Annotated in this window: 12 protein-coding genes, 1 tRNA gene and 1 pseudogene; 8 read left to right on the top strand and 6 right to left on the bottom strand. The window is 63.1% G+C overall.

Going from position 1 to position 12,863, the window contains the following annotated elements:
* A pseudogene (locus EN932_RS38910) lies at window positions 1–154 on the bottom strand (shikimate kinase); the annotation flags it as partial.
* Window positions 155–364: 210 nt separating this feature from the next.
* Between EN932_RS38910 and EN932_RS15430 the strand changes: the two are divergent.
* From EN932_RS15430 to EN932_RS15410, 5 genes are all read left to right on the top strand, one after another.
* Window positions 365–517, top strand: coding sequence for a hypothetical protein (locus tag EN932_RS15430; RefSeq protein WP_013529356.1), 153 nt, complete (start codon window positions 365–367; stop codon window positions 515–517).
* Window positions 518–1,435, top strand: coding sequence for a site-specific tyrosine recombinase XerD (locus tag EN932_RS15425; RefSeq protein ID WP_063169115.1), 918 nt, complete (start codon window positions 518–520; stop codon window positions 1,433–1,435).
* A gap of 99 nt (window positions 1,436–1,534) precedes the next feature.
* Window positions 1,535–2,485, top strand: a complete 951-nt coding sequence (locus EN932_RS15420) for an acetyl-CoA carboxylase carboxyltransferase subunit alpha (RefSeq protein ID WP_024503734.1) — start codon at window positions 1,535–1,537, stop codon at window positions 2,483–2,485.
* Between the two features lie 217 nt (window positions 2,486–2,702).
* Window positions 2,703–4,001 (top strand): murein L,D-transpeptidase family protein, encoded by a 1,299-nt coding sequence (locus EN932_RS15415; RefSeq protein ID WP_024503733.1) that lies wholly within the window; start codon window positions 2,703–2,705, stop codon window positions 3,999–4,001.
* An 8-nt stretch (window positions 4,002–4,009) separates the two neighbouring features.
* On the top strand, window positions 4,010–4,246 hold the full coding sequence (locus EN932_RS15410; protein ID WP_024503732.1) for a sulfurtransferase TusA family protein: 237 nt from the start codon (window positions 4,010–4,012) through the stop codon (window positions 4,244–4,246).
* Between the two features lie 10 nt (window positions 4,247–4,256).
* Here the strand turns inward: EN932_RS15410 and EN932_RS15405 are convergent, their stop codons facing one another.
* A complete protein-coding gene (locus EN932_RS15405) occupies window positions 4,257–5,366 on the bottom strand; it encodes a GTP-binding protein (protein WP_027162928.1) in 1,110 nt (369 codons plus the stop codon).
* A gap of 3 nt (window positions 5,367–5,369) precedes the next feature.
* Window positions 5,370–6,533, bottom strand: coding sequence for a D-alanyl-D-alanine carboxypeptidase family protein (locus EN932_RS15400; protein WP_013529350.1), 1,164 nt, complete (start codon window positions 6,531–6,533; stop codon window positions 5,370–5,372).
* A 213-nt stretch (window positions 6,534–6,746) separates the two neighbouring features.
* Between EN932_RS15400 and EN932_RS15395 the strand changes: the two genes are divergently transcribed.
* The 3 genes from EN932_RS15395 to EN932_RS38905 all read left to right on the top strand — a co-directional run bounded on the left by EN932_RS15395 (window position 6,747) and on the right by EN932_RS38905 (window position 10,534).
* Complete coding sequence (locus tag EN932_RS15395; protein WP_128368903.1) at window positions 6,747–7,910, top strand: M20 aminoacylase family protein; 1,164 nt, start codon at window positions 6,747–6,749, stop codon at window positions 7,908–7,910.
* A gap of 83 nt (window positions 7,911–7,993) precedes the next feature.
* Window positions 7,994–8,070: transfer RNA gene (locus tag EN932_RS15390), tRNA-Arg, on the top strand.
* A 478-nt stretch (window positions 8,071–8,548) separates the two neighbouring features.
* Complete coding sequence (locus EN932_RS38905) at window positions 8,549–10,534, top strand: hypothetical protein (RefSeq protein ID WP_245460927.1); 1,986 nt, start codon at window positions 8,549–8,551, stop codon at window positions 10,532–10,534.
* Window positions 10,535–10,685: 151 nt separating this feature from the next.
* On the opposite strand, the gene EN932_RS15380 is transcribed toward EN932_RS38905, so the two are convergent.
* The 3 genes from EN932_RS15380 to EN932_RS15370 all read right to left on the bottom strand — a co-directional run.
* A complete protein-coding gene (locus EN932_RS15380; protein ID WP_127368609.1) occupies window positions 10,686–11,339 on the bottom strand; it encodes a hypothetical protein in 654 nt (217 codons plus the stop codon).
* A 448-nt stretch (window positions 11,340–11,787) separates the two neighbouring features.
* Window positions 11,788–12,141, bottom strand: coding sequence for a cupin domain-containing protein (locus EN932_RS15375; protein ID WP_024503728.1), 354 nt, complete (start codon window positions 12,139–12,141; stop codon window positions 11,788–11,790).
* Window positions 12,142–12,479: 338 nt separating this feature from the next.
* Window positions 12,480–12,863: sugar phosphate isomerase/epimerase (locus tag EN932_RS15370; protein WP_164890493.1), on the bottom strand; the 384-nt coding region annotated here is incomplete at its 5' end.

Genomic DNA, 12,863 nt, shown 5'->3' with positions numbered 1-12,863 from the left:
CTATGAAGGGCAGCGCCAGCATCGTCGCCACCTTGCGGCCGATCGCCGTCTTGCCGGCGCCCATCAGTCCGACGAAGACGACGGAACGGCTGCCCAGCCTGCCGAGCAACGCGGCGTGGTTCTCGTCTGGAGGATTTGCTGGCAGCGCGTTCATCGGATGTTTCGAAGGCCCTCTTTGCCGGCGTATCGACATGAAAAGCCCGTTTGCGTCAAGCGTGGCAAGTGCCTTGAACCCGATATGGACCGGCAGGGTCTGCATCAGAAGTTGCTAACAGGCCCCAGCTTCTTCCTTGAATTGGCCGGATTGGCGTCCCATAAGGGGACAGGGTTTGGAAACGCAGAACAAGAAGACGGGCGAAAATTGATGCCGACACTGTTTCGCTTTGTCGTGGTAACGGCGATTCTGGCTGGCATTGCCTATGGTACGATGTTCGCACTGGTGATGTTCGTCGAGCCAAAGAAGGGGGAAATGAGCGTGCGCATCCCTCCGGAAAAGCTCAATCCCAAGAAAAGCTGAATGAACAGCGCGGCCCGCATCGAAGCCTTTCTGGAAATGATGAGCGCCGAGCGGGGCGCGGCCGAAAACACGCTTTCCTCCTACCGCCGCGACCTCGAGGACGCTTCCGGCGCGATCGATGGCGGGCTGGCCGGTGCCGCCGCCGCCGATATCCGCGCCTATCTCGACGACATTGCCGCCCGCGGCTTTGCCGCCACGTCGCAGGCGCGCAAACTGTCGGCGATCCGCCAGTTCTTCAAATTCCTCTACGCCGAAGGCCTGCGCGGCGATGACCCGACCGGCACGCTGGACAGCCCGAAAAAGGGCCGCCCGCTGCCCAAGACGATGAGCGAGGCCGACACCGGCCGGCTGATCGACCGTGCAGCAATTGAAGCCGGCGATGTCTCGTCGGGCGATGGGGACAGCCTGGCATCACTGCGCCTGCATGCGCTGGTCGAGGTGCTTTACGCCACCGGCCTGCGCGTTTCCGAGCTGGTCGGCTTGCCGGTGACGGTGGCGCAACGCGACGACCGCTTCTTCATGGTGCGCGGCAAGGGCGACAAGGAGCGCATGGTGCCGCTCTCCGCCAAGGCACGCGCGGCGATGAAGACCTGGCTTGCCGCCCGCGCCAAGGTGCCAGCCTTGGCCGACAGTCCGTTCCTGTTTCCGGCCGCCTCGGACAGCGGCTATCTCTCGCGCCAGGTCTTCGCGCGTGACCTGAAAGGGCTGGCGGCAAGGGCCGGCATTGCCTCGGCGAAGATCTCGCCGCACGTGCTGCGCCATGCTTTCGCCAGCCATCTCCTGCAGAACGGCGCCGATCTGCGGGCCGTGCAGCAATTGCTTGGCCATGCCGACATATCGACGACACAGATTTACACCCATGTGCTGGAAGAGCGGCTGGTGCGGCTGGTCAACGATCATCATCCGCTTGCCGACTAGGCCTCATATCGCTATGTGAGGACGACATTTCACCGCCCGGAGCCTTAGATTCAAGGGTTCCGTCAGCCACTGCCTTCCGACGTATCGGTCCGCTCACGCATGTATAATTACCTCGATTTCGAAAAGCCGGTGCAGGACCTCGAGGGCAAGATCCTCGAGCTGAAGAAGCTTGCCGAGAATGGCGAGGCGGTCGATGTCGGCGACGAGATCAACCGTCTCGAGAAGCGCTCCCGCGACGCATTGCGCGATGCCTACAAGGCGCTGACGCCTTGGCAGAAGGTGCAGGTGGCGCGCCATCCCGACAGGCCGCATTGCGTCGACTACATCAAGGGCCTGTTCACCGATTTCACGCCGCTGGCCGGCGACCGCAATTTCGGTGAGGACCAGGCGATCGTCGGCGGTTTCGCCCGTTTCCGCGGCGAACCCATTGCCATCATCGGCCAGGAAAAAGGTTCCGACACAGCCAGCCGCCTGAAGCACAATTTCGGCTCGGTTCGGCCGGAGGGCTACCGCAAGGCGGTACGGCTGATGGAACTGGCCGACCGCTTCAAGATCCCGCTCCTGACGCTGGTCGACACGGCCGGCGCCTATCCCGGAGTCAACGCCGAGGAGCGCGGCCAGGCGGAGGCTATCGCCCGTTCAACCTCGACCTGTCTTGGCCTGAAAGTACCGTCGATCTCGGTGGTCATCGGCGAAGGCGGTTCGGGCGGCGCCATTGCCATCGCCACCGCCAACCGCGTCTACATGCTCGAACACGCCATCTATTCGGTGATTTCGCCGGAAGGTGCCGCCTCGATCCTGTGGCGCGACACGACACGATCGAAGGACGCGGCGACCAACATGAAGATCACCGCGCAGGATCTTCTGGAACTGAAGATCATCGACGCCATCATCCCCGAGCCGCTCGGCGGTGCGCATCGCGGCGCCGAAACCGTGATCGCCGCGACCGGAGACCTCATCGCCAGGACGATGAAGGACTTCGCCGGCGCCAACACCGATTTCCGCGAACAGCGCCGCGAAAAATACCTGGCCATGGGCCGCAGTCTCTGACCACAGGCACCCTTGGCCGCAACAATGTGGCGGAGCGGAGCATTTTTGCCACAAAAATGCCGCTGCATTCGGCTCAATGAGACTGCCGCAGGGGGATGCGTCGGCACTTGCGGTAAGGAATTTATTAGGGTTAACGGGCTTAGGGTCCGTCGATGCGCAGTGTAGCAGCCGGGGCAGGAAACGTCCTGGCGCCAGAGAAAAGACGATATCCGTAGCCATGTTTGTCAAGCTTGCCCGCACCGGAATCCTGATCGCTGCCCTCGGCGTTGCCGGCTGCAACAATTCGTCGATGAAGGATTTTGCCCCGGAGGCCAACAAGCCGCTGCCCGACAAGATCCTCGCCGACATGAGGGCCAAGGGCATGGTCCGCACCTCGTCGGTGATGGCCCGCATCTTCAAGGAAGAAGGCAAGCTCGAGATCTGGAAGGCCAAGACCAACGGCCGCTATGACATGGTTGCCAGCTACGACATCTGCAAATGGTCGGGCAAGCTCGGGCCGAAATACACCGAAGGCGACCGCCAGGCGCCGGAAGGCTTCTACACGGTGCGCCCGGCGCAGATGAATCCGCGCTCGAACTACCATCTGTCCTTCAACATCGGCTATCCCAACGCCTATGACCGCGCCAACGGCCGCACCGGCTCCAATTTGATGGTGCACGGCGCCTGTTCGTCGTCGGGCTGCTATTCGATGACCGATGCGCAGATCGAGCAGATCTATGCCTTCGGCCGCGACGCCTTCCAGGGCGGCCAGACCGAGTTCCAGATCCAGGCGTTTCCGTTCCGCATGACCGCCGCCAACATGGCGCGCTACCGCAACGACCCGAATTACGACTTCTGGAAGATGCTCAAGGTCGGCTACGACAATTTCGAGATCACCAAGGTGCCGCCGAAGGTCGATGTCTGCGAGAAGCGTTATGTCTTCAACCAGGTAGCCGCCGACGGTCAGACATTCGATCCGACTGGCGCCTGCCCGGCGACGACGCAGCCTGATTCGCTGAAGAGCGCCTACAATTCCTACATGAGCACCTATGACGCGGCGTTCAGCGGCGCGGTCAAGGCCAGCGTGCCGGCGCCCAAGCCGACCATCGCCGGTATCAAGGAAGCCAGCATCGTCTCCGACTGGTCCAAGCGCCGCGCACGCGGCGAACGCGTACCGATCGATCCGCCGTCGCTCAACAATGACGGCTCGGTCACCGAGACGGCACGCATGGGCCGCATCGATTCGCCCGCTGGCCGCAAGATGGCGGCTCTTGACGCGGAAAAAGCTGCCAAGCAGAAGGCCGAGGAGCAGAGGCTGGCTGCCATTGAGGCGGCTAAGCAAGCCAAGGAAGCCGCCAAGGCCCAGGCTCTGGCCGAAAAGGAGGCCGAGAAGGCCGCCAAGGAGGCCCCAGTCGCCACCGCGACCATCGCGGCTCCTTCGGAAACGGCGCCAATGGCTGAAACGCAAGCGGCGAGTGCCGACGAGAGTCGCGTGACGAAGCTGAAGAACAAGCTGCTCGGCATGTTCGGCGGTTGATATCGCCCGTGGCTGATCGCGCCGCTATTTATGACCTCAAGGGGCTGAACTGCCCCTTGCCCGTGCTCAAGGCCAAGAAGCGCCTGGCGGGGATGCAACCGGGCAGTCGGCTCTGGTTGGAGACCACCGACCCGCTCGCCGTCATCGACATTCCGGCATTCTGCTCCGAGAGCGGCCACCAGTTGATTGAAACGGCCGCGGTCTCCGGCGGCCATCGCTTCCTGGTCGAGCGCGGCGCGCCGTAATCGTTGGGGGCTACCGCCCGGCGATCGCCAGCGGATTGTTTTCCAGCGCCGCGCGGTCGGGCGTGTCAACCGACGGCCGGTCGGTGAAGGCGGCGAACAGCCTGCGGATATAATCTTCCGGCATGTCGAGCGTGATCAGCACCAGCCGCGTGCCACGCTGGCCATCCGGCCAGGACGGCAATTGCACCGGCGGATGCAGGATCTTCTGCACGCCATGGATCACCAGCGGCCGCGACGGGTCTTCCCTGAGCTCGATGACGCCCTTCATGCGCAGCAGGCGCTCGCCATGGGTCGAACGCAGCAGGTCGAGGAACATCTCGATCGCCGAAAACGGCACCGGGCCGTCATGCACCAGCGAATAGGAGCGCACGCGCTGATCGTGACGATGGCCGTGGTCATGGCCATGCTCGTGATCATGACCAGCATGATGGTGATGATCGTGCGCCGCTTCCTCGCCAAGCCAGCGCCGCACATCGGCGGATTTGGTTGCCGGGTTGTAGAGGCCGCAATCAAACAGCGCCGCCACGCCTGTCTCCGTGTCGCCGGCATCGAGCAGTTCGGCGCCCGGATTGATCTGCCGCAGGCGCGCCCGCAGCATTTCCAGCTCATTGGGGTCGGTGGCCAGATCGGCTTTGCTGAGCACGATGCGGTCGGCGACGGCAACCTGCTTTACCGCCTCGACATGGGCATCGAGCGTGGCGTTGCCGTTGACGGCATCGACCAAAGTGATGACGCCGTCGAGCCGGAAGGCCTGGATCAGCGCCGGATGCGCCATGATCGACTGCAGCACCGGCGCCGGGTCGGCAAGGCCGGTGGTTTCGACGATGACGCGGGCGAGCCGGGCAATGCGGCCGGTCTGCAGTCTGTCGACCAGGTCGGCCAGCGTATCGACCAGTTCGCCGCGCACCGTGCAGCACAGGCAGCCGTCCGACAGCTGGATGATGCCGTCGGAAGACTGCTCGACCAGCAAATGGTCGATCGCCACCTCGCCGAACTCGTTGATGATCACCGCGGTGTCGGCCAGCGCCGGATCCTTGAGCAGCCGGTTGAGCAGCGTCGTCTTGCCGGCGCCGAGGAAGCCGGTCAGCACCGAGACTGGGATCGGGAAGCCGCTGCCCATTGGCTAGTTCGCAACCTTGACCGGCTGGTCGCCCTGCGCGGCGGAGCCGGCAATCTTCGGGCCGGTGCCGGCCGGTGCCGGCCTGTCGGGCCGCCAGCTCGGGATCGGCACATCGGCAAATTCCTGCGCGCCCTGGTCGAGGATGGCCTTCGGCGCCGGACCGGTGGCGCCGCCAAGGCCGACGGCAACCAGCGTCGGCACATGGTCGAGCTTTTCCTGATAGGGTGATTTCGGCACGTTCTTGGCGGCGGCCGGCGGCGCCTCGGACTGCTCCTGCGGCGTCTTCTTCTTGCAGACCTCGTCCTGCATGTCGTTGGGTGAGACCGTGTCGCCATAGGGCGCCAGCGTGGTGACGGTGGCCGAGCCGGCGACAGGCGTGTCGAACCCCTGATCGAGCAGTTTTGCCGCCGTCTCGGCGCGGGTGACCGCCGACTTCTCGCCAAGCACAACCGCGACCAGCGTGCGCCCGTTGCGCGTCGCCGAACCGATCATGTTGAAGCCGGAGGGGCAGACAAAGCCGGTCTTCATGCCATCGGCACCGGGATAGCGGCCGATCAAGAGATTGTAGTTGGGGATCGCCTTCTTGCCGACGGCAAGGCCCTCGATCGAGAACCACGGCACATATTGCGGAAATTCGCGGCGGATCGCCATCACCAGCACGGCGAGGTCGCGCGCCGTCGTGTACTGATCCGGCGAATAGAGCCCGTTCGGATTGACGAAATGCGTGCCGTTCATGCCGAGCCGGGTCGCCTCGGCGTTCATCCGGTCGGCAAAGGCCGCCTGCGAACCGCCGACATTTTCGCCGACAGCCATGGCAATGTCGTTGGCCGATTTGACCAGCATCATCTTCAGCGCATTGTCGAGCCGCATCACCGAGCCCGGCTTGAAGCCCATCTTGCTTGGCGGCTCGGCGGCGGAGTGTTTGGTCACCTTGATCGGCGAATCGAGCTGTACCTCGCCGGCCGCGATCGCCCGAAAGGTGACGTAAGCGGTCATCAGCTTGCTCAGCGACGCCGGATACCAGCGCTTGAACGCATCCTGATGCTGCAGGATCTTGCCGCTGCCGAGGTCGAACACGACCACCGGATTGGCCAGCGCCGGCCCGGCCACAACCGACAGCGCGATTGTGCCAGCCGAGAATAGTTTGAGGAAATGCCTGTACCGCATGATCAAATCCGAAATCGCCTCTTGCCGTAGTCGCCCCTGGCTCCGTAAGATTTCATTACGCGATCGCCAGCATATGGTCCGACCCTCAAAAACCGGACCCCATTGTTGCGGTGCTATTTACTCTATGTGACGCCAAGATGGCAAAGTGCCTGGCGATCACAATTGCAAGGCAGCGGCCAACACCCGCCGTCCCAACAGCGAGATGGAACCATCATGCCAATCCTGAACCGTGCCGCCGAAATGCAGGACGAAGTTGCCGGCTGGCGCCAGCATCTGCACCAGACGCCAGAACTGAACTTCGACGTCTTCAAGACCGCCGCCTTCGTCACCGAAAAGCTGAAGGCCTTCGGCTGCGACGATGTGGTCACCGGGCTCGGCAAGACCGGCGTGGTCGGCATCATCCGCGGCCGCCAGGGCGAAGGCCCCACCATCGGCCTGCGCGCCGACATGGACGCGCTGCCGCTCAACGAGATATCAGGAAAGGCCTACGCCTCGACCATCCCCGGCAAGATGCATGCCTGCGGCCATGACGGCCACACGGCGATGCTGCTGGGTGCGGCCAAATACCTCGCCGAGACGCGCAACTTCACCGGTTCGGTGGCGGTGATCTTCCAGCCGGCCGAAGAGGGCGGCGGCGGCGGCAACGAGATGGTCAAGGACGGCATGATGGAGCGTTTCGACATCTCCAGGGTGTTCGGCATGCACAACATGCCGGGCCTGCCTGTCGGGCAGTTCGCCATTCGCCCGGGCCCGATCATGGCGGCGACCGCCGAATTCACCATCACCGTGCGCGGCAAGGGTGGCCACGCGGCGATGCCGCACGGCACGATCGACCCGATCGTCATCACCAGCCAACTGGTCGGCGCCTTGCAGACGATCGCCTCGCGCAGCACCGATCCGGTCGAGGCCGTGGTGGTGTCGGTGACCAAGTTCCACGCCGGCGATGCCTACAACATCATCCCCGAAACCGCCGAAATCGCCGGCACCGTGCGCACCTTGCGAAAAGAAATCGCCAAGAAGTCCGAAGAGCGCATCCGCAGCATTTGCGACGGGCTGGCGACCGCGTTCGGGGCCAGGATCGAGGTCGACTACCAGGCGAATTACCCCGTGACCTTCAACCACGCGGAAGAGACGGTGTTTGCCGGTGACGTCGCGATGAGTGTCGCCGGCGACGCCCATGTCCACCGCGGCATCCAGCCGGTGATGGGCGGCGAGGATTTCTCCTACATGCTCGAAGCCCGCCCCGGCGCCTTCATCTTCATCGGCAATGGTGATACCGCCGGCCTCCACAACCCGGCCTACGATTTCAACGACGAGGTCATCCCGCACGGCATGAGCTACTGGGTGAAACTGGCTGAAACCGCGCTGGCCGCCTGACAGCGGCAGCGCAAAGCCGGCCGAATTGCCTTCGGCCGGCCTCTTGGCGAAACGATCCGAAGCGGCTATGTGTCTGGCCGCGTGGTCCCGTAGCTCAGTAGGATAGAGCGGCAGATTCCTAATCTGTAGGTCACAGGTTCGATTCCTGTCGGGATCACCATGCTTTGCATCAGCTTAGCAAATTGACGTCGTACTTTTCGCGAAACAGTACGACGAATTCTAATCTCGGCGGGAATGCATCACCGAACAAGGAACGATCAGCTTCGCTACGAAGAGCGGGCACTACAATGGCCCTTTCGTCTGGCCGAAGGCTGCCTGCAGGATCATTAGGAGCTGATGGTTGACCGTGGTGCGCTGTGACCTAGCTTAAAGTTCATGATGGACAGTCCTAAGCCCGGAAATGGCGAATTGTCCGCACCGGCGAACTCTCGCGAGGTTGCTATGCAGAGGCGCAAACCGGCGTTTCAGAGCCCTGCATGCGTCCTTGGTCGGCCATTGCCCGCTACGGAATATCAACTGGGGCGATCTATCGGTACGCGACCGGCGCCCCGCCATCCGCAACAATTCGCAAGGACCAGAAGGATCCCGAAGAAAGCGACGCTCCGAGAGCGGTAAGGCCTTGGCGAATACCAAGGCGAATGACCAGACATCGCTTTATGAACTTGGCAATACCACCAGAACGCACGGGCACGGCAATGCCAAATTATCTTGCCGAAATGTATGCAAACGACGTAAATCTGGCCATTCTGAGCGCAGTGGTGACGCTTGCATCGGTGGGCGTCTATCTTGTGCTCCGGCGTATCCTTGCCGCGGTGCGACGGCGCCGCCTTGCAGCGTTTGACGAAGGCAGATCCGGTATCGCCGACGAGGCTTCTTGGGAATGGGAAAGCCCGGCCGGACTTGTCGCCGGGCCTGCTTCTTCCAAGGCTGCCAACCCCTTGCATGCGGTCGGCCTGAATGTTCGGGCTCAAAATTCCAACTACTCTCGGTTCGGAGTGCGAATCGAACATTTCGCCGCGACATCCGAACCCAGCGGGAGCTCGTCAGTGGTCGAGACCGGTGCTCCTGCACCGAACAGAGTGCAGTCTGGCCGGCTTGCAGCATCCATCAGCGCGATCGCGGAACGTGGGAAGCGGATTTGCGGGTCGGCACGGGACCAATTGCGCCATAAGGCTTCACCGCCAAAAATTGCTCCGTTGGCCTATGCTGCGGATCGCGGTTTGAATTTCACAGCTCAGATGAGAGATCCCGACCCGGCCATGGCGCCTGCCTCAAACCCTGTCGTTCGCAGGCCGATCGTTCTTGTATCGCGCTTGGGTCTCGCCGCCATTTGTCTGGCTGCGCCGATTGGCTATGCGATGACGAGACAAATCTGGGTCGAAAGCGCTTCCGCCATCTCGCAAACCCAAGACCAGGCCCATCGAGACCTTTCGCGCCCGTTGGGATTTCAGGCGAGTGCCGAATTGCTTGGCCCGGATCTCACGGCTAACCAGGCGCAAACCGGGACGGATCGTGCTCAGGCTGCCGCTGCGAGACAATTGGCCGACCAGGAGCACCGGGCGGCGGAAGGCGAGCGTGCCAGGAGCGCCGCTCTGCAGGGAGCGCTCCTCGAGGCGAGCAAGCAGATCCACACGCTGAGGGCAAGCATGGCAGCTGCCGATGACGCGCGCGAGGAGCGGTTGCGCAATGAACTCGCGGCAGCCCGCACCCTTGAGGCGTTGCGGCGCATTGCGGGAGAGGCCGGCACGATGCTGAGCGAGGGCGCCAGCTATGTCCTTAAGGAGATGCCCGCTGCTCATCTCGAGCAGGAGCAAGCCCAAAGGCAGGCGCGCGATTTCTCGCAAGCGCGCGTCCAAATTGAACAGCTTGAGACCGAGGCCGCCAAGGATCGCGCCACGGCCAAGGCTTCACTGGCGCAGGCGAGCGGCATACTCGACGACGAGCACCGGAAGACGGAGCTGCTTCGTGGCGATCTCGCCGAAGCGAAACTGGCCAATGCCGCACTCATGAAGCGTACGGCTGCGGCTGAGCGCGAACGGACCGACGCGGTCACAGCGAGACAACAAGTGGAGCAGACCGCAGCTGACACGGAGCGAACGCTCGCACGAGAACGCGCTGCAGCAGCAGCAGCCGTTGAGGAGCTGAAAAAAGCTCGCATCGAGCGCCAGGCGGCTGAACTGGAGCGAGCCAAGGCAGTCTCAGCGAAAGAGCGTGCCGAGCAGGCCGCAACCGAGACGGCACAGGCCCTGGCACGGGAACGTACTACAGCCGTCATGAATCGTGAGGATCTCGACAGAGCACGCATCGAGCGCGAAGCCGCCGCCCAAGCTCTTTTGGTGCGTGTCGCTAAACTTCAGGAGGCTCTGGACGAGCAACGCCAGGCCAGTGTTTCTCTTGCCCGCGACTTGGCTGCGGCGCGCGGGGACAACGACAGGCTCAGGACCGAGCGCCGCAGCGCGCAGATCGAACCGCCCCTGAAGCCGCGTTCTGGCCGCGCGGCAGCCAGCCAGGTGAAGGCCGTCAGCAAGAAGATTGGCAAGGTTCGCAACCCTTCGCGGATGACCCGGGTGCGTTCGATCACACTTCCTTATTCGCTCTTGCCAAGACACGTGACACCGCAGTGATTTCCGATTGCGCGGTCGCTTCCGTGGAAGGCCATTTTTGATGCCCCGCACCCCTTCGTAACACACCCGAGGCCTGCTGCCATTTCGGCCAAAGATGAATGGCCTCTCGAATTCACCCTGCTTCATCAGCGAGAGTGTTCTGCGCGATGCGCTATGTCAGACCGATCACGCTGCCTGTCGCGTCCAATTCGCATTGGATCGCCGCCTGCCGCGTTTCCACGCTGCCTTGCCGCGCATAGTCGATGCTGACCTCGATGGGGGCCGAGATCGTCGCCCGACTCAACTGATGTACGAAGCCCGCGCTGGTGACGCGCACGCTGGTCGCCCCCAACGGAGCGGCGGCCGACTCGATGGCATCATGGCAGGCCCGAACGACATTATCCGGGACGCCCGGCAGCGCCTCGGTTCGGCTGACTGTTGATTGAGTCTTGCTGTCGCTGGGAGGCTGGAGAGCGGCCGGGAAGTCGAGCGACTGTCCGCCCCTTGCGGACGCAACAGCAGTAGCGGTGGCCGAACCTACCGTCCCCGGGGCTGTCGTAGTGCCGCTGGTGCTGGTCTCGCTGTCGTCCGCCGACGAACTGGAGCCGCCGGGATCGTCGCCAGTCCCTTTGTGCGAGCCGCCCTCGTTGCCGCCGGCGTCATGACCTCCACCGCCCCCATGGTCACCAGAACCATGGCCGCCGTTGCCATGCCCTCCGCCTTGCTGACCACCGGTTGCAGCTCCTGCGCAAACTACCGCGATCGAGCAAGCTAAGACGAAATACGCACAGGTGAATCCACGCGATTGACGCACGACGACCTCCATGGATGCGTCGGTCCAACCGTCTTTCCGCGGCGTGCAGTCAGAACGGCGCGAACCGCCGCTGCCCCCGAGGCAACCTCGCGATTGCCGCGCCCCCGAAAGAACTAGGGGATCAATCCGGTCTATCAAGGATACCTGGCCGGCAAGCACCGATGAGAGGGCGCTTGGCTGGCGAGTGCCGTATCATTCATGTCGAGGCCGACCGTCTGGATGACGCCGCAGACGCCTTCATGACCCAATGACCGGAGTCCGAGGAGTGGCCTGGCCGAGGCCCCGGCGAATGCAGAGATCAGCGAATACGCTTACCGCGCCCAGGTCAGCGCACCTCCTCCGAGCCATCGGCGACACCCACGCGATGTCGGGTGGGATGGCCTCCAAAAGGCCTCCGGAGGCACGAAAAAGCTTCGCTTGAGCACTCGCCGCGATGGCGGGCCAGACGGATCACCCCGCTTCAGCCGACCCGCACGACAAAATGCTTCGTCACCGGCTCGATGATCTTCCAGGTTCCCTTGAAATCCGCTTCCACGACGAAGGCATCGCCGGGGCCGACCTCGACCGGCGTGCCGCCGTCCGGCGTGATGATGATGCGGCCGGCGATCATGTGCACGAACTCATAGTCGGTATAGGTGGCGTGATAGGTGCCGGGCGTCGCCCGCCAGGTGCCCGACAACACCTTGCCGTCCTCGGTCGTGTGCTGGACGGCGGTTTGCATGGTCGGCCTGCCCTCGACGACGATCCAGCCAGCCAGATCGCCTGCGTCCGCGTGTTCGACGGTGCCGAATTTGAGGATTGTCTCGCGTGTCATGTGCTGAACTCCGTTTGGGGATTGCGTGGCGCTGTTTGCCTGGCCGGTCAGATAACCGATGCACCTGCCGCGAGCAATGCCGGCGCCATACGGCCGGCACCTTGGCTGACGGTGCATCAAACAAAAACCCGCCTGTGCGGCGGGTCACTGGCGCAAATCAGCACCATAGGCAAAAATGTACCATAGCTGAGGTCACCGAGTCAAGAAAAAATTCCTATCGCGAAAAAGCTGGCGGCGCAAAAGCTGCCAGCACTGGCTGCCACGAGGCCGTTTGTTGATTTGAAGTCAGAGCCCTGCCATGCGGCGCACGCCGCGCCCTTCGGCTCTCGAAGGGCGGGTCAGGGTTTGTGGCGCGCCGAAACGAGTTCCGCCTTGCGCCTTGCCGTCTCCAGCCCGAGCCCGATGAAGGCGTGCGCGTGCTTGGCCAGCGCCATGTTGTCCGTCCACAGATTGCGCCAGATGGCGGTCTTCTTCGACAGGTGCTCATCGACGATTTCCGAAGAGAAGGATTCGAAGCTGAGATCGTCGCTGTAGCCGATCGCCGTCAGCGCATCGAAGATCGCGGCGAAATCGATATTGCCGGTGCCGAGGAAGCCGCGATGGCTTTCGCCGATATGGACATAGCCGATCTTGTCCGCGGCTTGACGGATGGCCAGCCCGACATCGGCCTCCTCGATGTTCATGTGGAACGTGTCGAGATGCAGGAAGATGTTGTCCGAGCC

It is taken from the genome of Mesorhizobium sp. M7A.F.Ca.US.002.01.1.1 (genome assembly GCF_004022955.1).
GTDB lineage: Bacteria > Pseudomonadota > Alphaproteobacteria > Rhizobiales > Rhizobiaceae > Mesorhizobium > Mesorhizobium ciceri.
The sequence above is the reverse complement of the archived record's forward strand: the minus strand, read 5'-3'. Positions and strand labels throughout refer to the sequence as shown.